The 21,257-nt window shown below is 44.8% G+C and carries 20 protein-coding genes and 1 tRNA gene; 16 read left to right on the top strand and 5 right to left on the bottom strand.

All coding sequences use genetic code 11. The features are described from left to right. Positions 1-79 precede the first annotated feature (79 nt). Positions 80-1,123, bottom strand: coding sequence for an amidohydrolase family protein (locus tag ICN46_RS05320; protein ID WP_216205607.1), 1,044 nt, complete (start codon positions 1,121-1,123; stop codon positions 80-82). A gap of 256 nt (positions 1,124-1,379) precedes the next feature. Here ICN46_RS05320 and ICN46_RS05315 point away from each other — a divergent pair, with 256 nt between their 5' ends. From ICN46_RS05315 to ICN46_RS05255, 13 genes are all read left to right on the top strand, one after another. Then, positions 1,380-2,003 carry a flavin reductase family protein gene (locus ICN46_RS05315; RefSeq protein ID WP_216205604.1) on the top strand — a complete coding sequence of 208 codons (624 nt, stop codon included), beginning with the start codon at positions 1,380-1,382 and terminating at the stop codon, positions 2,001-2,003. A gap of 13 nt (positions 2,004-2,016) precedes the next feature. Continuing rightward, positions 2,017-2,883: a dioxygenase family protein gene (locus ICN46_RS05310; protein WP_216205601.1), complete on the top strand. Its 867-nt coding sequence runs from the start codon at positions 2,017-2,019 to the stop codon at positions 2,881-2,883. Positions 2,884-2,892: 9 nt separating this feature from the next. Further along, complete coding sequence (locus ICN46_RS05305; RefSeq protein WP_216205598.1) at positions 2,893-3,654, top strand: SDR family NAD(P)-dependent oxidoreductase; 762 nt, start codon at positions 2,893-2,895, stop codon at positions 3,652-3,654. Positions 3,655-3,684: 30 nt separating this feature from the next. After that, entirely contained in the window at positions 3,685-4,665 is a 981-nt protein-coding gene (locus tag ICN46_RS05300; RefSeq protein ID WP_216205595.1) for a quinone oxidoreductase family protein, read from the top strand. A gap of 36 nt (positions 4,666-4,701) precedes the next feature. Continuing rightward, the gene (locus ICN46_RS05295; RefSeq protein WP_216205592.1) at positions 4,702-5,052 is read left to right on the top strand and encodes a cupin domain-containing protein; all 351 of its coding nucleotides are present in this window, start codon (positions 4,702-4,704) and stop codon (positions 5,050-5,052) included. Positions 5,053-5,087: 35 nt separating this feature from the next. Continuing rightward, positions 5,088-6,086, top strand: a complete 999-nt coding sequence (locus ICN46_RS05290; RefSeq protein ID WP_216205589.1) for a tripartite tricarboxylate transporter substrate-binding protein — start codon at positions 5,088-5,090, stop codon at positions 6,084-6,086. 1 nt (position 6,087) lies between these two features. Continuing rightward, the gene (locus ICN46_RS05285) at positions 6,088-7,059 is read left to right on the top strand and encodes a Bug family tripartite tricarboxylate transporter substrate binding protein (protein WP_216205586.1); all 972 of its coding nucleotides are present in this window, start codon (positions 6,088-6,090) and stop codon (positions 7,057-7,059) included. A 134-nt stretch (positions 7,060-7,193) separates the two neighbouring features. Beyond that, complete coding sequence (locus ICN46_RS05280; protein WP_216205581.1) at positions 7,194-8,588, top strand: MmgE/PrpD family protein; 1,395 nt, start codon at positions 7,194-7,196, stop codon at positions 8,586-8,588. A 17-nt stretch (positions 8,589-8,605) separates the two neighbouring features. Further along, complete coding sequence (locus tag ICN46_RS05275) at positions 8,606-9,973, top strand: MmgE/PrpD family protein (protein WP_216205577.1); 1,368 nt, start codon at positions 8,606-8,608, stop codon at positions 9,971-9,973. A 2-nt stretch (positions 9,974-9,975) separates the two neighbouring features. Beyond that, a complete protein-coding gene (locus ICN46_RS05270; RefSeq protein WP_216205574.1) occupies positions 9,976-10,962 on the top strand; it encodes a tripartite tricarboxylate transporter substrate binding protein in 987 nt (328 codons plus the stop codon). 15 nt (positions 10,963-10,977) lie between these two features. Further along, positions 10,978-12,354, top strand: a complete 1,377-nt coding sequence (locus tag ICN46_RS05265; RefSeq protein WP_216205571.1) for an MmgE/PrpD family protein — start codon at positions 10,978-10,980, stop codon at positions 12,352-12,354. Positions 12,355-12,370: 16 nt separating this feature from the next. After that, on the top strand, positions 12,371-13,858 hold the full coding sequence (gene tcuA / locus ICN46_RS05260; protein ID WP_216205568.1) for an FAD-dependent tricarballylate dehydrogenase TcuA: 1,488 nt from the start codon (positions 12,371-12,373) through the stop codon (positions 13,856-13,858). Positions 13,859-13,879: 21 nt separating this feature from the next. After that, positions 13,880-14,608, top strand: a complete 729-nt coding sequence (locus tag ICN46_RS05255) for a GntR family transcriptional regulator (RefSeq protein WP_216205565.1) — start codon at positions 13,880-13,882, stop codon at positions 14,606-14,608. A gap of 77 nt (positions 14,609-14,685) precedes the next feature. Here ICN46_RS05255 and ICN46_RS05250 read toward each other — a convergent pair whose 3' ends face one another. The 3 genes from ICN46_RS05250 to ICN46_RS05240 are packed head-to-tail and all read right to left on the bottom strand — an operon-like array spanning position 14,686 to position 17,767. Next, positions 14,686-16,200: a class I adenylate-forming enzyme family protein gene (locus ICN46_RS05250; RefSeq protein WP_216205563.1), complete on the bottom strand. Its 1,515-nt coding sequence runs from the start codon at positions 16,198-16,200 to the stop codon at positions 14,686-14,688. A 4-nt stretch (positions 16,201-16,204) separates the two neighbouring features. After that, positions 16,205-17,176, bottom strand: a complete 972-nt coding sequence (locus tag ICN46_RS05245; protein WP_216205561.1) for a Bug family tripartite tricarboxylate transporter substrate binding protein — start codon at positions 17,174-17,176, stop codon at positions 16,205-16,207. A gap of 48 nt (positions 17,177-17,224) precedes the next feature. Then, positions 17,225-17,767: a cupin domain-containing protein gene (locus ICN46_RS05240; RefSeq protein WP_216205558.1), complete on the bottom strand. Its 543-nt coding sequence runs from the start codon at positions 17,765-17,767 to the stop codon at positions 17,225-17,227. A 124-nt stretch (positions 17,768-17,891) separates the two neighbouring features. On the opposite strand from ICN46_RS05240, the gene fahA reads away from it, so the two are divergent. Together fahA and ICN46_RS05230 are read left to right on the top strand one after the other, a co-directional pair. After that, positions 17,892-19,202 (top strand): fumarylacetoacetase, encoded by a 1,311-nt coding sequence (fahA, locus tag ICN46_RS05235; protein WP_216205870.1) that lies wholly within the window; start codon positions 17,892-17,894, stop codon positions 19,200-19,202. Positions 19,203-19,238: 36 nt separating this feature from the next. Beyond that, positions 19,239-20,099, top strand: coding sequence for a fumarylacetoacetate hydrolase family protein (locus ICN46_RS05230; RefSeq protein WP_216205555.1), 861 nt, complete (start codon positions 19,239-19,241; stop codon positions 20,097-20,099). Positions 20,100-20,278: 179 nt separating this feature from the next. Here the strand turns inward: ICN46_RS05230 and ICN46_RS05225 are convergent. Further along, positions 20,279-20,354 (bottom strand) — tRNA-Asn (locus ICN46_RS05225). 21 nt (positions 20,355-20,375) lie between these two features. Here ICN46_RS05225 and thiD point away from each other — a divergent pair. Beyond that, positions 20,376-21,254 (top strand): bifunctional hydroxymethylpyrimidine kinase/phosphomethylpyrimidine kinase, encoded by an 879-nt coding sequence (gene thiD / locus ICN46_RS05220; protein WP_216205552.1) that lies wholly within the window; start codon positions 20,376-20,378, stop codon positions 21,252-21,254. The last annotated feature ends 3 nt before the right edge of the window (positions 21,255-21,257 follow it).

Here is a 21,257-nt window from a genome sequence, read left to right as displayed (position 1 = left end):
TTTAGTGGAATTACAAAATGTAATAACTTTGTCTCCAGAACTTCCATTTCAACCCTGAACCAGCCCTAGCACTCATTTTTTAGACCTTTAAACGCGGAATGAGCTTAACTGCGTTATTACGGGTGATCTGTTGCAGGTCTGATGGACTAAATCCATAAGCTATAAGACCCTGTACATTGTCTTCACTAGTGCGATAGGGGTAATCTGATCCATATAGGACCTGATCTTTCTTGACCAACTTTAAGAGTGAAGAAAGTGCATATGGGTTTGAAGTCCATGCGGTATCGTAATAAAAACGTTGTAGCTCGTGCATTACGCCGTTGGGTACTCGTGCCTGTAGTTTTGGATCTAATACCGGCATCATTTGCAGGCGCTCAGTGAGGAAGGGTATTGTTCCGCCGGCATGCGAGAAGATGTATTTAACATCTGGAGTGCGTGCGGCGGTTCCAGAAAAAATAATATTCACAATCGTGCGGCTTGTATCTGTGCCATATTCAATGACTGTTGGCGGAGTATCGGGTAATAAATTCTGGCAGCAATTAGCAGCAGTAGGGTGCGTATATAAAATTGCCTTGCGGCGATTCAGCTCCTCCATCACTGGGGTGAAATAGGGATGTCCTAGCCATTTGTCACCATAGCTCGTGAGTAGGCCAATCCCATCAGCCTTGAGTACATCCATCGAATATTCGATTTCTTTTAGAGCGTCATCGATGTTTTGTAGGGGCAGCATGGCAAATGAACCAAACCTTCCTTTGTATTGATCGCATAGTTTTGCAGCATATTCATTGTTTTCTCGCGCAAATTTTTTGGCGAGTTCTGCATTCAAGAAGCTCACTTGAGGGGTGGTTGCGGAGAGAATGGCGGTTGCTGTCCCGGCTCTATTCATATCATTTAGAGTTGCACTCACAGACCAATCCAGAGCAGGTTTTGCTGCAATTTTCTTCTCAACCATAATCTCTAATAGGCTAGGAGCAAAAAAGTGATGGTGGGTATCGATCCGATCCCTATTTCCAAGTACTGCAGGGGTTGGGCTGGCTGCCTTACCGGGGATAGCGGTGCAGGCAATTCCACCTAAGAGGCCGCTAATAAACTTTCTGCGTGAGGATGTGCAAGTGCAATACATTCTGTCTCCTTTTTGCTTATAACTAGTAGTTTGATTCTCAAGATTGGTGCTCGGATCCTAATTTATCCCCAAATTGACCAATGTTCAATAAAAACAATGCTTGTAAGCCGAGATTGGCAAGCATTGGACTCCATGAGCGCCACAAACCACCCTTTAAACGAACGTTTAAAAATGGATTAATATTGAGCCTTCAGAGCAATCGCAGTAAGGTGGTGATTGCGTTTATAAAGGCACTTAATGTGGGGTTGAGATATCAATGAATAGGGCGAGCCACTCATACCAGCCAGGTTTAGGCCATGGTTTGCCACATGACCCTTTTAACTCGATTGTTGGACCCCGCCCAATCGGGTGGATTTCTACTCGAAGTGCTGCCGGGATTTTGAACTTAGCACCTTATAGCTTCTTCAATGCATTTAACTATATCCCACCCATTATTGGATTTTGCAGCATTGGCCACAAAGATACAGTCAGCCATATTGAGCAAACAGGGGAGTTTGTATGGAATTTGGTCACCAGAGATTTAATGGGGAAAATGAACCAAACTTCAGCGCCATTGCCACCTGATGAATCTGAATTTGGTTTTGCTGGTCTGACGCCGCTAAATTCTGACTTAATTTCAGCGCCCCGCGTCCTTGAAAGCCCCGTTACTTTCGAATGTCGAAAAACCAGCATTTCTCAACTTCTTAACAAAGAAGGCGAAAAAATTAATTCCTGGTTAGTGCTAGGTGAAGTTGTTATGGTTCACATAGCAAGCGATTTATTGGAGAATGGCATTTACAACACGGCAAATGCGGGCCATATTTTGCGAGGTGGCGGTCCAGCCGATTATTTCAGCATTGGCCCTGAGCAGTTAATTCAACTGGGTAGGCCAACTCTCTAGGAGGGGTACTAATATGTCACTTATAACCAGCCCAGAATCCATTTTAGATATTACCGTCGCTGCAATGCAGAGTACGGAAGACCAAAGACTTAAAAGCTTAATTGTTTCATTAACCAAACACTTGCATCAATTTGTTCTGGAAAATCAGCTAACAGAGTTGGAATTTGAGAGGGCTCTTCAGTTCATAGTGGGTATTGGTCAAGCTACCGGTGCAAATACGAATGAAGTAGTGCTGGCGGCTGATATTTTGGGCGTGTCATCCTTGGTATCCACAATTAATAATTTAGATTTAGATGGTGGATCTTATGCCGCCTTATTGGGCCCATTTTGGCGTAAGAACGCCCCCTTGTGCGCTTGGGGTGAAAACATTTCAAGAACTGATTTAGGTGGTCAGGCGATGGAAGTGCGTGGCCGCATTATGGATGAATTCAAGAGACCTGTTGCTGGTGCAATTGTCGATGTTTGGCATTCTTCGCCCGTTGGCTTTTATGAAAACCAAGACGAGCATCAGGAAGATATGAATTTACGAGGGCGTTTTCAAACTAACGCTGATGGCGAATTCTTCTTCACCTCAATACGCCCGGCTGGTTATCCAGTGCCCACCAATGGGCCATGCGGAGAATTGCTGCGTGCCCAAAAACGCCATCCGAACCGACCCGCACATATTCATTTTATGATTTCAAAGCCTGGTTACAAAGTATTAATTACTCAAGTTTTTGATTCTACAGATCAAAACTTAGAGAGCGATCCAGTATTTGGCGTTTCTAAACAATTGGTTGGCGAATACCTTACCGATGCTGCAACTGGTATTTGCAAACTCAATCATTCATTTTTGTTACAAGCTGGTGAGATGGTTTTTCCAGCCCCACCCATTCCTTAGGAGTTTTGTATGAGTAATTTTCAATCGGTTGACGATTTAAATGGCAAGGTTGCAGTCATCATCGGAGGCAATGGAGCTGTTGGTTTCGCTACGGCTCAACGTTTGGCAAAATTGGGCGCCACCTGCGTACTGATAGGTCGTAATGCGCTTGAAAAAGGTAAGGAACAGTTGAACCTTCTGCCTGGCAGTAAGCATTTATGCCTTAATGCCAATATCACTGATTCTGCAAGCTTGGTAGCCGCAGCCAGTGAGGTTAATAGCCGCTTAGGACGTTGCGATATTTTGGTGAACTCTGCTGGCTTTACTAAGCCCGTACCTGCCGCCAATCTCGATGATTTAACTGATGAATTAATTGATGATGTTTTAAAGTCTAACTTTCGTGGAGTGCTCGCTTCAATTCGGGCCTTCCAATCGTTATTAAAGGCTAATAGTGATGGCTTGGTAGTCAACGTTTCCTCGATCTCTGCTTTTACTGGTGTTGGTAGCAACTTGGCCTACGTTGCAGCGAAAGCAAGCTTAGATATTGTGAGTGAATCTCTTGCTAAAGCTCTTGCTCCTAATATCCGGGTTCTTTGTGTTTCACCTGGCGTAGTTGATTCGGCGTTTGTTCCTGGACGGGGAGGCGACTTTAATGAAAAAACAGCCGCCACAACACCACTTAAGCGTATTGGCATACCGGATGATGTAGCGTCAGCCATTGAAGCTTGTGCAACACGCCTGCGTTTTTCGACGGGAACACGAATTGTGATTGATGGCGGTCGTCACCTTTAATCAAAGCATTCCTAATACATACTCCAATATATGAATTTCTCCTTACGTGTAAATCAAAAAGCTAGCTCGATTACCGACTTAAGACTTGAGTTAGTGGAGCAGGCGCCAATTAAGCCGGCACCAGGTTTTGCTTTAGTGCAAGTAAAGGCTGCAGCCATTAATCCCAGTGATGTGAAGGCGACCCTTGGCATCATGCCAAAGGCGGTCTTTCCAAGAACGCCCGGCAGAGATTTTTCTGGCATCGTGATCGAAGGACCATCGGAGTGGATTGGTAAGGAGGTCTTTGGTTCTGGTGGTGATGTAGGTATCACTAGGGATGGCTCACACGGTAGTTTTTTGAATTTACCCGTGGCCGCTTTGCACCTGAGACCAATGAATATTACGATTGAAGAGGCTGGTGCGATTGGCGTGCCTTTTGTAACGGCTTTCGAGGGTTATCGCCGCAGTGGATTTCCTCAGGCGGGGATGACTGTTGCGGTGATGGGCGCCAATGGAAAAGTGGGGCAGGCCGCTGTTCAAATTGCCGCAATGTATGGTGCAAAAGTCATTGCAGTGCAAAGATCATCAATATTTGAAGCTTTCTCATGTTCGACTGTAAGCGTTGTTAATTCGAAAGGCTTAGCTCCCGATGAAGTATCTGAACAGATCCTTCTGTTGAGTGGCGGCAAAGGTGCTGATATTGTCTATAACACTGTTGGTAGTGCTTATTTTGAGGTCGCCAATAAATCGATGGCAAAAGGTGGGGCTCAGATATTTATTGCCACTCAAGATCGTGCGGTCCCGTTTGATATTTTTACTTTTTACCGGGGTATGCATACATATGTTGGCATTGATACATTGGCCTTAGATTGTGTAGCATCAACTTCGTTATTAGATCTACTGCGTCCAGGTTTTGAGTCGCAAAAATTGAAACCATTTCCAGTTGATCAAGTTTTTTCTCTCGATAACGCACTTCAAGCCTATGAACTTGTTTTGAGTGGCTCTGAAAAACGTGTTGTCTTTAAGTTGTAGTTATACGCATTGATATAAAAATTATTGGGACGATTTATGCACATCACGCGAATTAATGAGGCAAAGACTTATCAGGCTCCAAATCATGACAACATGACTTGTTATCGTCTTCAGGGTAAGGATGCTAGTCCCTGCGAGCAAATGTGGATGGGCATGAGTGTTTATGAACCCGGGGGTCAAACGGGTTTTGATGCCTCCGATGTTGAAAAGATCTATTTAGTACTTGAAGGTGAGATTACTGTTTTTTACGAACTCGAAGATGGCAGTAAATCTGAGACAATCTTACGCAAAAATGATAGCTGTGTTTTTTTAAGGAGCCAAAAAAGACAGCTAAAGAACCTGAGCAATCAGATTGCAAAAGTTGTATTGGTGATGGCCTCAAATTAAATCAATTAGTTAATTTAAATAGACAATTAAATATCATGAGACAGTTTATAAATGCATTGAAAGTTTTCCCTGGCAATTTCATTATTTTGCTAGCGCTTACTGTATTTGGAATGGGTGCCGCTCATTCTCAGGAGGCTTGGCCAAAAGCTCGCACTATTCGCTTTATCGTACCGTTTACCCCGGGTAGCGGTACCGATGTTATTGCACGTATATTAGCTAACAAGCTAGGCGATTCCTTGGGCACATCTATTTTTGTCGAAAACAAGCCAGGCGCAGGCGGAACAATCGGAGCTGGTATTGTTGCGAAATCCGATCCCGATGGTTATACGTTTTTGATTCAGTCTTCTGGGCATGTTGTAAATCCATTTTTATATACCAATCTTCCCTACGATACGGTTAATGATTTTGCCGGCATTACTCCTCTGGTGCAATTACCCAATGTTATGGTCACCGCACCAGCCGCTGGATATGTCTCTGTAAGTGACCTTGTGAGTAAAGTTCAGGCAGCGCCGGGGGTAAAAAACTATGCTTCAGCTGGCAATGGTTCTGCCACTCATATGAATGCGGAAAAATTTAAGCTTGCTGCGAAGTTAAATGCCAATCACATTCCTTACAAAGGGACTCCTGACGCCATCACCGACACAATAGCGGGTCGTGTTGATTGGTTTTTTTCGCCAATTGTGTCGGCTCTCCCTTTAATTAAGGATGGAAAACTACAGGCTCTCGCGGTTGGTACCAGCAAGCGCTCGGCGGTACTGCCTAACGTGCCCACCACCATTGAGGCAGGAGTTCCTAACTCTTCTTACATATTTTGGGTGGGTATTTTTGCACCATCAAAGACTTCAATTAAGATCATCAATCAAATGAATGCATCCATCATTAAAGTTATGAAGGATCCTTCGGTTGTTGATCAATTGAGTAAGTTAGGTGCAGAACCGATGTTGATGAGTCCTGCCAAGTTTGACCAGATGGTCAAGGTTGAAATGGACGCAGCTTCCATTTTGGTTAAAGAATCAAAAATGAGCGTTAACTAAGGTGCATGGATTTAAGTCTTTTGTAGTTGGTTTACTTTTGCTTGGGGCTGCTTCATATCCTGCATGTGCGGATGTGTATTCGAATAAAAGCATTCGCCTTATTGTGCCTTTCGCCCCTGGTGGCGGTAACGATACTGTTGCCCGTGCGGTTGCTCAGCAAATGAGTCATAACCTTGGTCAAGCTGTAGTGGTTGATAACAAGCCTGGTGCAGGAGGAGTTTTGGGTGCCGATCTTGCCTCCAAGGCTCTGCCTGATGGATATACCCTTTTCTTGGGTGGAGTGGGGAGTCTTGCGGTCAATCCTCAGGTTATGTCGAAGATTCCGTACGACTCTCAGAAAGACTTCTCGCCTATTATTCTTCTGGCTACAGCTCCATCTGTTGTTGCTGTAAATGCGACCTCCCCATTTAAGACCATTCAAGAAATGACGGCGTTTGCAAAACAAAATCCTGGTAAATTAAATTACGCCTCGAATGGCAACGGTAGCTCCGCCCAAATTGCCACTGTTATTTATGAATCTATGGCAGGCGTTGATTTGGTGCACATTCCTTATAAGGGTTTAGCGCCAGCATTATCAGACTTACTTGCTGGGCAAGTTCAGCTCATGTTTAGCAGTACAGTTGCCATTCTTCCGCATATTCAGGCTGGTAAATTAAGGGCGCTGGCAGTAACTAGTGCAAAGCGATCCCCTCTATTGACTAATATACCCACTTTGGCAGAGTCTGGTCTTCCCGGTTATGAGGCAGGCTCCTGGTATGGCTTGCTTGCCCCCGCAGGTACTCCTAATGATGTCATCCTTCGACTCAACCAAGAGGCTGGAAAGGCTTTAAGCCAGTCAAAGGTCAAAGAATCGTTGGTGACAGAAGGGGCTGAAGTCATTGGTGGTAGCCCTCAGGATTTTGCTCGATATATCCGTATCGAATATACCCGCATTGGTAGGCTTCTTAAAGAAGGCCGTTTGCAAGTCAACTAAACCTTTTGCCAAGAATTTAAAGTAGTTATCCACCCTGAATACTCAAAAGTTTCATTATTGAGCTATTAATTTCTAAGATATACTATTGTATACAATGGTATATATGCAGATTAATCAGCACTCAGGAGATACAGATGGCAGATGCAGGACGAGATAATCCTTACACAAAAGGTATAGCGGAATTTGTAAGTGGCTTGCAGTTTGGTGATATTCCCCCTGAGGTAATTCAGAGAATTAAATTGTTGATTCTGGATTCTCTAGGATGTAGTTTGTATGGCCAGAAACTGGAGTGGACTCGAATATTGCAGGAAACACTGGCCGCAGTGGACTCTTCAAATTCCTCACAAATTTGGGGTACCAATAAACGGTTGTCATTGCCTCATGCTGTCTTAGTTAATGGCACGCAAATCCAAAGCTTCGAGTTAGATGACGTGCATCGACAAGGTGTCATGCACGTAGGTGCAGTTGTACTGCCGGGCCTAATTGGCATTGCTGAGTCACAGCGGAGCATGAATGGCATGGAGTTTTTAACTTCGGCTGTTGCTGGTTATGAAATCGGTCCTAGGGTTGGTATTTGTATGGGTCAAGAGCACATAGCCCAAGGGTGGCACTCTGGGGCTACATTGGGAGTTTTTTCTTCCGCGGCTGGAGTAGCTCGTGGCTTGAATTTAGATGCTCAGAAAACAGTTCATGCACTTGGGATTGCTGGAACACAGGCGGCGGGCTTAATGGCGGCTCAATACGGCTCGATGGTTAAGCGTATGCACGCAGGACGTGCTGCACAAAGCGGTTTGTATGGCGCCTTACTTGCTAAAAATGGTTTTACTGGCATTGAGAATGTATTGGAAAGCGAATATGGCGGTTATTGCACAACATTTTCCAGGTCGAATGATCGTTTTGATTTAGAGCAGTTAACCGCTGGTTTCGGCAGTGTATGGCAAACGATGGGTATCGCCCTGAAATTCTATTCATGTGTTGGTAGTAATCACACCACTTTGGATGGCATTCGCTTATTGCAAGAACAACGTCATTTCGGCCCAGGCGATATTAAAGAAATTTTAGTCAGTGGCTCACAAGTCACGATGGATCATGTGGGTTGGACTTATATCCCGCAGGGGCTGACCTCAGCACAGCTCAATTTACCGTATTGCGTAGCCACTTATTTGCTAGAGGGTGACTGCTTTGTAGATCAATTTAGCGAGGAATTGGTTGCAGATCCAGAGCGCATGGCTTTGGCTGGCAAGGTTCGCGTTCAGCATGATGAAGCCATTACTAAGCAAGGTTCAAAGTATCGTCACAAAGTTCACGTCCAGGTTGAGTTAAATGATGGCACACTGTTAAAGACCACGGTTGAGTCTGGTCGTGGTAGTGAGCATAACTTTGCAAGTGAGGAAGACATCGTGAGTAAATTTATGTTTTTGGCTACCAAGGCATTGCCAAAGTTGCAAGCAGAAGAGTTGTGTGAATCTATTCTGACGCTAGAGCGCTTGGATAATGCAAAGAAATTAACAGCCCTAATGACTCTGTAATGCGAAAAGAGAGTGATATGTACGCCTCTGAAAGATTAGCTAGGTTTGCGGTAAATTTTAGATTGGAGTCCGCTCCTCTTGAAGTAATGCAAGCCGCTAAATCACTTGTCATTGATACAGTTGGTGTTGCTAGCTACGGCAGTCGTTTCCCCTGGAGCCAGGCAATTATGCGTTTTGCTAATGCCAATAGTGGTGTTGGTCATTCTCGTCTTTTTGGTATTGCCGGACTGCGCTTATCGGCTCCTCAGGCCGCCCTCTGCAATGGCGCATTTGCACATGCTTTTGAACAAGACAGCCTGCGTAAACCAGGGGCAGGGGTTCATCCTAGTGCTACTGTTGTTGCCCCGGCTTGGGCTGTTGCTGAAGAGTGCAATTCATCTGGCGCTGCCTTGCTTAAAGCGGTCATTGTTGGATGCGAGGTCATGTTTCGCATTGGCGCAGCCTCACTTCACAGTAGTGAGAAAAAAGGTTTTCATGCGCCAGGCTTAACAGGTCCTTATGGGAGTGCTATTGCATCTGGGATATTGCTAGGGCTCACTGAGGCGCAAATGGTATCCGCATTGGGTATTGCGGGCTCTTTGTCCGCTGGGCTAATGGCCTTTACAAAATCTCAATACGGTTCTGATGTTAAGCGTTTGCATTTGGGCAGGGCTGCTGAAGCTGGTGTAGTTGCTGCCAAGTTAGCAAAGGAGGGCTTGGATGGGCCCGAATCTATTCTTGAGGGGCGCTTTGGTTTTCTTGAGGCTTATTGTGATGATTCAAATCCGGAGCTCTTGGCTTCCAATCTAGGTTCATCGTGGGAAACTACAAAGACCTGTTTGAAGGCTTTCCCCTGTCACATTACTGCTCATACCTCAATAGAGTCACTCAGAATGTTAATGGAAGAGTATCTCTTTAATGCTGAGCAAGTAGCCCAAATTGATTTAGAGGTTTCTGAAAAAGTATTGAGTCATCATGTCATTCGCGAGCCAGCGGATATTAAGCAAGCACAATACAGTACGCCATTTTGTGTTGCCTGGGCCTTGCATCATGATCCTTATCAGCCAAGCAATATGAATGACTCTGTTTTGCATGATGAATTAGTGCGCCAAACTTGTCGGGATATCAATCTTCAGCCATTTACACAAGGCGATAGAAAGCATTCTGCTTGGTCGTCACTGCTGCGCATCACTTTAAAGTCTGGCAAAGTTTATGAGCGTTGGTCAGATGAATTTTTGGGCTCTCCAAATAAGCCATTGGATGCGCATCAGTTACAACAACGTTTTCTTCAGCTTACCAGTGGATGTGTCGACGCTCAGCATTGGTGGGATGCATTATTTTTATTGGAAGATTTAAAGAGCCTGCGGGATATGCCTGAACTTATTTATTCACTGGATACGCAATAGTTATGAATTTCAATCGACGAAAATTTTCCATCATGTGTGGATTTGGTTACTTAGCCACTTTTTTACCAAAATCATGGGCGCAAAGCGAAGTAGATTCGTACCCCAATAAGCCGATCCGTTTGCTTTGCCCATTTGCTCCAGCAGGTGGAGTTGATATAACGGCTCGAACCATAGCTCAAAAATTAACAGAGGCTTGGGGGCAACCAGTAGTTGTTGAGAATAGGCCAGGTGCAAACGGTACGATTGCAGTTGAAATTGCCGCTCGCGCTGCGCCTGATGGTTATACCTTAACCATGATTTCATCGAGCCATTCGGTGAATGTAACCCTACAAACTAAGCAGCCGTACAACTTATTAAAAGATTTAGCCCCAATTACGCAAGCTACTTCACAGCCCTATGTTTTAGTCATTAACCCATCCTTGCCCGTTAAAAATGTCGCCGAATTATTGGCATATGCAAAGAGTTCTGGCAGACCATTGACATACGGCTCTTCTGGTATTGGTGGCTTTAGCCATCTTGCAGGCGGCTTATTTGGGTTATTAACAAATACTAATGTGATGCATGTTCCTTACAAAGGCGGCTCTTTAGCAATGAATGACGTCATAAGTGGGCAGATTGACATGCTTTTTTCAACCATCTTGCAGTCTCATGGACATATCGAATCTGGACGCCTCAATCCGATTGCAGTCACTACATTGCAGCGGTCGCCTTCTTTGCCACAAGTCCCTACGATGCAGGAAGCAGGGGTAAAGGGTTATGAAGTGGCGGGGTGGTATGGCATTACAGCCCCAGCAGGTGTCCCTCCGGCCATTATTAACAAACTGAACAAAGAAATTGTCAAAATCTTAAAAACTCCAGCCATGGCTGAGCGTTTAAGTACCGATGGTTCGGTGGCTGTTGGTAGTGCCCCGCAAGAGTTTTCACAATTTATTCGCTCTGAAGTAATGAAGTGGAGAAAAGTAATTAAAGAATTAAAGATTCAGGAATAAAAGGCGGGCAAGAAAATGAAAAATACTCATGTAGCGCAATTCTTTGCATCCAAAATAACTGAACTTAAGTATTCGGATTTTGATGCAGATGTGATTCATTGGGCCAAAGTTGGTATTTTGGATACTGTTGGCGTTACCTTGGCAGGCTCTGCAGAGCCTTGTGCCAAAATCTTGGCCGATGTTCTCACCGGCTCAATTGGTAAGTCCATTATTTTTGGAAAGCCCAAAACACAATCTGCGTTAGACGCTGCTTTTATCAATGGTACAGCTTCGCATGCGTTAGATTTTGATGACTGTAACAATACAATGGGGGGGCACCCATCCGTACCAATCCTGCCGGCTTTATTTGCCTTATCGGATGAGATCACTGTTAGCGGCAAAGATTTTATGACTGCCTATGTTGCGGGATTTGAAGTAGAGACCAAAATTGCCATGATGGTAAATTTCCATCATTACACGAAAGGGTGGCATCCCACAGCAACCTTAGGCGTATTTGGGGCAGCCGCTGCTTGCGCGCGACTCTTGAATTTAAACGAACATCAGACAATGGTTGCCTTAGCGCTTGCCGCCTCTGGCGCCTCTGGTATTAAGGCAAATTTTGGCAGCATGACTAAGCCTATGCATATTGGACGTTGTGCGCGCGAAGGTCTCTTGGCGGCAAAGCTTGCTAAGGCTGGATATACGGCCAACACTAACGATGTATTTGAGCATGCCCAAGGTTTTTTTGAGGTTTATAACGGTGCTGGAAATTACGATATAGCAAAGGGCTTAAATGCCTGGGCTAAGCCGTTTGATATTGTTAAACCCGGGATTGCAATTAAGCAGTACCCGTGTTGCGGCAGCACACATCCGGCGATTGATTGCGCCATCAGCCTCTCGCTTGAGCATTCTATAGATGCTGAACAGATTAAACATGTCGATGTTTGGATTCATGAGCGCAGACTTGCGCATACCAATCGCCCCAGTCCGAAAAGTGAACTAGACGCTAAATTTAGCGTTCAATATGTTGTTGCACGAGGCCTCCTAGAAGGCTGCGTTTCTTTGGGCCATTTTTTGGATGGTGAATACAGCAATCCTAAGGTTGTTGATTTAATGAAAAAGATTCTTGCTCGACCCTATAACGATGTCCAATTTTCACCAGAAAACCATTTTGGTGGCGAGGTTCATGTACATCTGCAGGATGGCAGCTGCATTGCCGCCAAAGTACAGGAACCCTTGGGCAGGACTTCCGATAATCCCTTGCCAAAGGATCGCCTAAAGACCAAATTTGAACTGTGCTCCAAGGGAATTATTTCTGATGATGCAGTTCAAGAAGCCTACCAACTGATTGATCGATTGGAATCGCTAGAAGACATGCGTTTATTAACAAAATTATTTAAAAACTACTCATAAAAATTTAGGAGAAATCATGACCAATCAATACGATGTCATTGTTGTTGGAAAAGGGAATGCTGCCTTGTGTTCTGCTTTGGCGGCAAAAGATACTGGGGCGAAGGTTCTAGTGATTGAAGCAGCCTCAAAAGATGAGCACGGCGGTAATAGCCGTTTTGCTGGCGGTGTAATGCGCTTTGCCTATGATTCAGTGGACGACTTAATGAAAGTCACTGATATCACCGAAAAAGAATTGGCTGAAACTGATTTTGGTACCAACACTACGGATGAATTTTTTGATGATCTATTTCGCTTAACGCAATATAGAACTGATCCAGATTTATCAGAGATTTTGGTGCGTCGCAGCCTTGACACCATGATTTGGTTGCGTGAGAAAGGCGTTAGATTTGTACCTAATTTTGGTAGGCAGTCGGCTTTAGTTGATGGCAGGCGGAAATTTTTTGGTCGTTTACCGATTGAGGTTTCAGGTGGTGGTGCCGGCCTAGTTGATTTTTTAGATAAATCAGTTGAAAAATCTCAAATAGATGTTGTCTATGATACGAGGGTAGTGTCTCTGATTTTGGATGGCTGTAAGGTTACCGGTGTTAAGACGCAATGCAATAACCAAATTGTTGAATACCATGCTAAATCAGTGGTTCTGGCCTGCGGTGGTTTTGAGGCCAATCCTGAGATGCGTACCAAATATTTGGGTCATGGCTGGGAATTGGCTAAAGTCCGCGGCAGTCGTTTTAACCAAGGGGATGGACTCAAAATGGCGTTAGATATTGGGGCTGCCCCATACGGAAATTGGTCTGGCTGTCATGCCACTGGATGGGATCGTAATGCGCCTGAGTATGGTGACGTGAATGTCGGTGATAAGTTTCAAAAGCATAGCTATATTTTTGGACTACTCATTAATGCCGAAGGTCGTCGTTTTGTAGATGAGGGGGCTGATTTCCATTCATTTACTTATGCAAAATATGGTGGAGAGGTTCTCAAGCAGACCGGTCAATTCGCATGGCAAGTATTTGATTCCAAGGTAAAAGATATTTTGCGTAATGAATATCGTATTAAATTTGTTACTAAAGTGAGTGCAAATACCTTGGAGGAGTTAGCCGAGAAACTTGAAGGAGTTAACCCTGAGGAGTTCCTAAATACAGCTCGCGCATACAACGCAAGCATTAAGTCTGAAGTGCCATTCAATCATACGGTTTTAGATGGACGAGGTACTGAGGGGATTTATCCGCCTAAGTCTAATTGGGCGCAGGCGTTAGATGCACCTCCATATGAGGCGTATCAGACAACTTGTGGCATCACCTTTACCTTCGGCGGATTGCGCACCGTAGCCGATACCGGACAGGTGCTTGATGTTCATCTTAAGCCAATTGAGGGCCTCTATTGCGCCGGAGAAATGCTTGGGGGAATCTTCTACTTCAACTATCCAAGTGGTACAGGACTGGTATCAGGCTCAGTATTCGGACGTATTGCCGGAAGCTCGGCCGGCAATGCTGCATTGAATCGCTAATCCCAATACCGAAACGAACCCGTGATTAAAAAACCTACTAGTACTAAGGCACCTAAAAAACCGACATTGCTTAAACGGGCGGCGGATGATGATGCGATGTCTCTTGGTGAGAGGGCATATCAGGCGATTCGTAAAGCTATCCGTCAGCGACGTTTTCAGAGTGGCGATCGATTGCGCGAAGCTGAACTGGCAGAAATGCTGGGACTATCACGAACGCCTATTAGAGAGGCGTTAGCTCGACTCCAAGTTGAGGGCTTGGCTGCGGAAAATGGTCAGCGTGGATTTAGCATTATTGAATTTGATCATTCGATTGTTACGGAATTATTTGTTATTCGAGAAATCCTGGAGGGGGCCGCAGCAAAACTCGCAGCACGCAATGCTCAAGATGCAGAACTTGCTTGGCTTAGAAGTTTGCATGAGGAGTATGCTTCTTTGGTAGATTCTGGCAAGGTAGAAGACTTAACTGAAAAGAATCGTCAGTTTCATGAAGCATTGGCTTTGTGTGCCCACAATCGTTTCTTACTCAAAATGCTCGAACCTATTCGTGATGCGTTAGGTTTACTTGGTGAATCTAATCTCATGGATGAAAAACGCGTTCGTGAAAATTTAACGGATCATCAAGATATTGTGAGTGCGCTAGAAAACCGCGATCCCGTTGCGGCGGATGAGGTGACTAAAAGGCATATTCGTGCAGCATATGCCTCTAGAATTAAGCGCATGTTTAGCGCACCAAAATCTAAGGATCTATAGGAATCTGACGCCTGAATAGTCGACAATCAGATTGAATAACAATCTGATTGCAAAGCAGTTTTTAAGTGTTTTTCTGATTAAGAGAGTGTTTGCAACAACTCTCTTTTCAGAATCTTACCGCTAAATGTCAGGGGAAATTTATCCATTGCGATTATTTGAGCTGGCAACTTATAGGGCGCTAGACGATCTTTTAAAAATTCTCTTACAGATTCTTGGTCAATCTTTTGATCGGAGCTCAGTTGCACAAAGGCAATAATAGTTTCATTGCCATCAGCCTCTTTTTTGCCAACCACAGCGCTTTGTGATATTCCTGGGTAGCTATTTAAGATTGTCTCAACCTCAGCAGGATAGACATTAAATCCTGAGCGAATGATCATTTCTTTGAGTCTACCGACGACAAAAAGAGCCCCATCTTTATCAAAATAAGCAATATCACCAGTAGCCAACCACCCACCTGGCCTCATCACTTGCTTGGTTGCGTCGGGGTCTCGGAAATAACCAGGCATCAAACCGATGCCACGAATCCAAAGTTCACCGCGTTCACCTTGCGGCAATTCTTTCCCATCGGCATCAACAATAATGACCTCACCACCTTCAACCAAATATCCAGAGGATGTATCTTTTCTCCATACATGATTCTTGGTAACAGAGACGGCTCCAGCATATTCAGACAATCCATAGCCGTGATTGAGGGGAAAGCCAAAGAATTCCTCAACACGTAGCTTGATCGAATAATCCAATGCTGATGCCCCCATGTAGACATAACGTAGGTCTGGGTGCAAGGGTTTTTGCTTTCCTTCTGCGTGACTTTCCCAGTAATCAAGAAGTCGTGTATACATTGCAGAGGGTCCTTGAAGGTTTGTTAGCCCTCCGGTAGCAAGTGCTTCATACGCCTCAGCCGGATCGAATTGCGTGCGCAATATTAGCGCAGCGCCTGCATAGAGGGACGCCATAAGCACTGTGCCGAGACCAAAAATATGAGTCATTGGTAGGTAGGCGTAGGACTTATCACTAGGACCTAGATCACGAGATTCAGCTGAGACGCGACCAAAATGGGTCAGTCCAAGATGGCTCACAAGCACTCCCTTGGATGCGCCTGTCGTGCCAGATGTAAAGATAATGGCAGCAATTTTATCTATCAGATCAGGCTCTGCTGGTAAAGCTGGTGTATCGCTCTTGCTTAGGCTGAGAGCGTTCAAGACTGAAGACTGCGTTGCATACTGAGTAGCGTGCTGTTGAGCAGCTGGAGAGACGCCACTAGTAAAGTAAATCAAGCGAGGATCGGCCATCTTAAGATAGGTGGCGATTTCACCTTTAGACATCCGCGCATTGACGCCACAAGACCATGCGCCGACACGGCTGCAAGCCAGAATGAGGGCGATATGCTCAGGACAATTTTCGGCAATGATCAAAATACGATCGCCGGGAATTACTTTGTTGGCTAATAATTCTTTTTCTAGTTCATTGACTAGGGTATTGATCTGCTCGAAGGTATAAGTGCGAGTTGGGGTAAATAAAAATTCTTTATTTGGATCAAGTTTATGGCGGTATTCAAATAGTAAATGGATGCGATCTAATGTTGGTTTGTTCATACGCTTATTCTTTTATTGCTCCTGTTTCTTTGATGACCTTGGCCCATTTATTGACTTCAGATTTGACATAAGCAGAGAATGAAGCTGGTGAGCCACCAACCGGATCAAAGCCAAGCGCTGTTAGGCGGTCACGAAATTCTTGCTCTGCCAAGATTGACTCTACGCTGGCATTAATTTTATTGATAATTGCAGGGGGCGTACCACCCGGCGCAAATATTCCAATCCATGTGTAATCTTCAAAACCCGGGTAGCCAGATTCCGATAAGGTGGGGGTGTCGGGTAATGTGCTCAGGCGCTTTGAGCTTGTGATGGCCAAACCTTTTACCCTACCTGTTTTAATTAACTGTATTGCAGGAGGTGCCGAAGTGCTGGCAAACTCTGTTTCGCCGGTCATTGCTGCATTTACTGCAGGTCCTGCACCGCTATAAGGAATTGGTGTGACATTCACCTTTGCTAAGACCTTGAACAGATATTCTGCGGTGAGATGGGGGGTGGTGCCTAAACCAGGTGAGGCGTAATTCAATTTGCCTGATTTTGCTTTTTGAAGCGCCTCTTTTAGATTGCTGGCGTCAAAGTTGTTGTTTGCAATAATGACATTAGGACTCCATCCAATATTAACAACCGGGATCAGTGACTTGTCTAGATCGTACCCTGGATTGTTAAATAAGCTCACATTTACTGCGATTGAAGTGCTGGTGACGAGGAGAGTATAGCCATCAGGATTGGCTTTAGAGACTTGCGCAACGCCAACGTTACCGCTACCACCAGGTTTATTTTCCACGACAACTGCTTGACCCCACGCGGTACTAAGTTTTTGACCAATAACCCGCGCCATAATATCTGTTGGTCCACCAGTTGCAAATGGAACAATGATCTTGATTGTTCTATCAGGATAGGTTTGCGCATTGCTTGCTTGCGCTATTAGGATAAAAAAAGCAGCAGGTAAATAAAGCAAATATGAAATGCGTTGTTTCATAGTTCAGCCTCGTCTCAATTATTTTTTTTGGTATCAGTCAATATTAGCCTAATATTTTCCGTCTAACAAGATAAAAAGGATGCGTGCAGCTTGTCCGGACCGATTCGCCCATGCATGGTTCGTACCCCTCTGAATCAGAATGTCGCCAGTCTTTAAAACCGTTTCCTCTGTTTCAAGAATGGCGGTCATTTCACCAGCCAAAACCACGGCATAGTCAACCGTCTCTGTGATGTGCATACCAGGGTGATCATGAGGTCCAAGTTCATGCCCGGCATCGGGATAGAGCGCTCCAAATGTGGCATCTTGTTGGCGTTTTAATTCAGCCGCATCTTTAGGTTCAGGCGGGTAGTCGATCACTCTGAAAACGTTGCCATTTTTAGGTGGCAATACACCTATATGTTCATGAATGGAATCGGGCGCATTGATGAGCGCAGGCGATTCGGTAGTTCTCCAAATATTGCTGACGCGATACCCGGGACGCTCTGGAACTACTTTGATATTTGTTATAAGTGCATCTTCTGAGATGTACGATTTCCCATCGGGATTATTTTCAGTGATGACACGACGGATGGGATCTGCTAGGTCAATCATTTTTAGTCTCCATTACATGCTTTATGATGAGATTTAAGAATATATCAAAGCGATTAAAAGATGAATAATTGTGGTTAATGCACAGAATTAATCTATACACCTAGGCAATCCCCAATCTCCAATCATTACAAAGAGGATTAATGTGAGTCAAATATCAGTCGGTAGCTGGGTTGAAAGCGCCAATCACATTGGATGCGACTTTCCAATTGAAAACTTACCTTTTGGCAGGTTTTACTTAAAATCCGATCATTTAAAAAAAGAGCGAATAGGGATTGCTATAGGGGATCAAATATTAGACTTTTTTATCCTTTCCACGTCTATTGAAATACCTAGCGAACTTAGCGCTTCAGTCCAGCTTTTAGCAACTGCCAATCTCAATACTTTCATGTCTAAATCTGATGCAGATCATCAGTTATTACGCAGTTGGCTTTCTCAATTGCTTGGGAGGCAATATCTAGAACGAACGAAAATACAGGCAGCACTGATACCGCAGATCGATGTGGTCTTGCTATTGCCATGTGAGATCGGTGATTACACGGATTTTTATGCCGGCATCCATCATGCAATGAATGTTGGTAAGATGTTGCGTCCCGATGCCCCGCTAGGTGAGAACTATAGTTGCTTGCCTGTTGGTTACCATGGCCGCTCCTCTTCTTTGCTGCCTTCTGGCACCCCAATCAAAAGGCCTACAGGGCAGACTAGGGCTAGCGATGGTAAGCCTCCCTATTTTCAGCCAACCAGACGCCTTGATTACGAATTAGAGCTAGGTGTTTTTATTGGCTGCGGCAATGAACTGGGTTCGCCAATTGCCATTGAAAGCGCAGAAGATCATTTCTTTGGCATGTGCATTCTCAATGATTGGTCTGCTCGTGATATACAGGGATGGGAAAGTACGCCGCTTGGACCATTTCTCGGCAAGAGCTTTGCGACAACGATTTCACCTTGGCTTGTGACTAAGTTTGCCTTAGAACCCTTTAGATGCCCGCTCACTAGAACGATCAAAGCTAATGCAGGCTTGCCTTATTTAGAGTCTACCCAGAATACTCAAGGTGGGGCCATCCAAATTATGTTGGAGGTACTGATCCAGACGGAGGAGATGCGCTCAAGTGGAGAGCCCCCCTATAGACTGGTTCAATCAGAGTTTTCGGAGGCTGCCTATTGGACGATTGCGCAAATGATTACTCACCACACAAGTAATGGATGTAACCTTCGTGCAGGTGATTTATTTGGCACGGGAACGCTGTCTGGGCCAACTCCAGAATCTGCTGGCTCCTTACTTGAACTCACTTTCGGTGGAAAGCAGGCAATAAAGCTACCGAATGGACAGGTACGTGGATTCTTGGAAAATGGGGATACAGTCATTATGAAAGCCTATTGCGATTTACCAAATGCCGTTAGGATTGGATTTGGTGATTGTGTTGGAATGATTGTTTAATTTTTATGCTGGTAAACAGTTTTAGGGAGATTTGAGATGAAGTTAGTGCGATTTGGTGCAGAGGGCAAGGAGAAGCCGGGATTAATTGATAGCTCTGGAAAATTAAGGGATCTATCCGGAATCATTCCAGATATAGAGCCACGCTATTTATCTAAAGGGGTATTGACCAAGATATCTAAAGTTAAACCAGAATCTTTACCTCTTGTTAAGGGTAAAAAACGTTTTGGCGTTCCAGTCAATGGCGTCAGCAAGTTCATTGCGATTGGATTGAATTACTCAGACCATGCTGCTGAAGCAGGTATGGCTATTCCTCCTGAGCCGATAATTTTCTTCAAGGCTAATTCAAGCTTATGTGGCTGTAATGACGACACGATTACACCAAGAAATTCAAAAAAATTAGACTGGGAGATTGAGCTTGGAATCGTTATCGGGGAAAAAGCTCAGTATGTTTCTAAAAAAGATGCCCTGAAGTATGTGGCCGGCTACTGCGTCATTAACGATGTCTCTGAACGTGAGTTTCAACTTGAACGTGGCGGCACTTGGGATAAGGGCAAAGGCTGCGATACCTTCGGACCAGTTGGGCCTTGGCTTGTTACTACTGATGAGATTAAGAATCCACAAAAACTCGATATGTGGCTTGATGTGAATGATGAGCCTAGGCAGCGTGGAAATACTAAAACCATGATTTTTGATGTTGCCACTATCGTGAGCCGTGTCAGCGAATATATGACGCTTCTCCCTGGCGATATTATTGCGACAGGAACTCCACCTGGAGTGGGTATGGGGATGAAGCCAAAGCCACGTTATCTAAAAGTGGGTGATGTCGTTACCTGCGGCATAGAAGGTTTAGGAGAGCAGCGACAAGCAGTTGTTCCCAGCAGAGTGGCTAAAAAGTAGATTGATGGAATCTGCAATATCTAAATAAGTGCAAAAAGTTGATTTTGCTTTACAAAACCCTCACCATTTGTGGTGGGGGTTTTTATTTGGAGGGGCTATCCCAATGCGATTCGTTGAGTTGGAAAATTTCCAGTACGCAAAGAAAAAGGGGCTAGCCTTAGCTAACCCCTTGTATTTCTTGGCTCCTCGACCTGGGCTCGAACCAGGGACCTACGGATTAACAGTCCGGCGCTCTACCGACTGAGCTATCGAGGAATAAGCCGATATTATAGCAAGATGAAAGCAACTCTTCCCACTTCTGTGCAGATCCCCAAAGTACTGACCATTGCTGGCTCGGATAGCGGCGGCGGGGCGGGGCTTCAGGCTGACCTTAAGGTCATTACTTCTCTTGGTGGCTTTGGGATGTCTGTCATCACCGCTATTACGGCTCAAAATACTCTTGGGGTCACGCACATACAGGATGTTGACCTAGAAGTTGTGGAGGCTCAAATTGATGCTGTTTTATCCGATATTGGCGCAGATATCGTCAAGATTGGCATGTTGGCAAGTCCAGAAATTGTCCGTACGGTAGCAAATGCTTTGCGCAAGCATGACATTAAAAGAATTGTGTTGGACCCTGTATTGCGTGCAACATCGGGTGCAAGTCTGGGTGGTGACGATACTGCTCAAGCCATGATTCAGGATTTATTTCCAATGGCAACATTGATTACGCCAAATTTAGACGAAGCATCCTTGTTATTAGGTCGCGAGATTGCATCTCCGGATGACTTCAAAGCAGCGGCGCAAGAATTACTAGATATGGGCCCTCAAGCGGTGCTGATCAAAGGCGGTCATCTTGACGCAACCCATACGCAAATTTCTGATTACTTAATGTGGCGAAGCCTCGAGGATGGTCTTGAGGTAATTCAAGCAAAAGAATTTAAACACGAACGCGTACCCACTGAAAATACTCATGGCACCGGCTGTTCATTAGCATCGGCCATTGCAACGTATCTAGCCGATAGCCATGATTTAAGTCATGCTGTCGCTAAAGGCATTTCTTATGTTGAGGCTGGACTTAGGGCCGGTCGTTTCTTAAGTATTGGTGAGGGGCCTGGACCTCTTTGGCATATGTTTGAGTTTTACCCAACAGCGCTACCCAAAGAAGAGGGTTAGTTT

This window comes from Polynucleobacter sp. Latsch14-2 (genome assembly GCF_018881925.1).
Lineage (GTDB): Bacteria > Pseudomonadota > Gammaproteobacteria > Burkholderiales > Burkholderiaceae > Polynucleobacter.
The sequence above is the reverse complement of the archived record's forward strand: the minus strand, read 5'-3'. Positions and strand labels throughout refer to the sequence as shown.

What these genes read in the sequence shown, in the direction of transcription:
- ICN46_RS05265 (WP_216205571.1), top strand. Translation starts at nt 10,978, where the DNA reads ATGAAAAATACTCATGTAGCGCAATTCTTTGCATCCAAAATAACTGAA.
- ICN46_RS05295 (WP_216205592.1), top strand. Translation starts at nt 4,702, where the DNA reads ATGCACATCACGCGAATTAATGAGGCAAAGACTTATCAGGCTCCAAAT.
- tcuA (WP_216205568.1), top strand. Translation starts at nt 12,371, where the DNA reads ATGACCAATCAATACGATGTCATTGTTGTTGGAAAAGGGAATGCTGCC.
- ICN46_RS05250 (WP_216205563.1), bottom strand. Translation starts at nt 16,200, where the DNA reads ATGAACAAACCAACATTAGATCGCATCCATTTACTATTTGAATACCGC.
- ICN46_RS05300 (WP_216205595.1), top strand. Translation starts at nt 3,685, where the DNA reads ATGAATTTCTCCTTACGTGTAAATCAAAAAGCTAGCTCGATTACCGAC.
- ICN46_RS05240 (WP_216205558.1), bottom strand. Translation starts at nt 17,767, where the DNA reads ATGATTGACCTAGCAGATCCCATCCGTCGTGTCATCACTGAAAATAAT.
- ICN46_RS05315 (WP_216205604.1), top strand. Translation starts at nt 1,380, where the DNA reads ATGAATAGGGCGAGCCACTCATACCAGCCAGGTTTAGGCCATGGTTTG.
- ICN46_RS05275 (WP_216205577.1), top strand. Translation starts at nt 8,606, where the DNA reads ATGTACGCCTCTGAAAGATTAGCTAGGTTTGCGGTAAATTTTAGATTG.
- ICN46_RS05310 (WP_216205601.1), top strand. Translation starts at nt 2,017, where the DNA reads ATGTCACTTATAACCAGCCCAGAATCCATTTTAGATATTACCGTCGCT.
- ICN46_RS05305 (WP_216205598.1), top strand. Translation starts at nt 2,893, where the DNA reads ATGAGTAATTTTCAATCGGTTGACGATTTAAATGGCAAGGTTGCAGTC.
- ICN46_RS05245 (WP_216205561.1), bottom strand. Translation starts at nt 17,176, where the DNA reads ATGAAACAACGCATTTCATATTTGCTTTATTTACCTGCTGCTTTTTTT.
- ICN46_RS05270 (WP_216205574.1), top strand. Translation starts at nt 9,976, where the DNA reads ATGAATTTCAATCGACGAAAATTTTCCATCATGTGTGGATTTGGTTAC.
- ICN46_RS05320 (WP_216205607.1), bottom strand. Translation starts at nt 1,123, where the DNA reads ATGTATTGCACTTGCACATCCTCACGCAGAAAGTTTATTAGCGGCCTC.
- ICN46_RS05230 (WP_216205555.1), top strand. Translation starts at nt 19,239, where the DNA reads ATGAAGTTAGTGCGATTTGGTGCAGAGGGCAAGGAGAAGCCGGGATTA.
- thiD (WP_216205552.1), top strand. Translation starts at nt 20,376, where the DNA reads ATGAAAGCAACTCTTCCCACTTCTGTGCAGATCCCCAAAGTACTGACC.
- ICN46_RS05290 (WP_216205589.1), top strand. Translation starts at nt 5,088, where the DNA reads ATGAGACAGTTTATAAATGCATTGAAAGTTTTCCCTGGCAATTTCATT.
- ICN46_RS05280 (WP_216205581.1), top strand. Translation starts at nt 7,194, where the DNA reads ATGGCAGATGCAGGACGAGATAATCCTTACACAAAAGGTATAGCGGAA.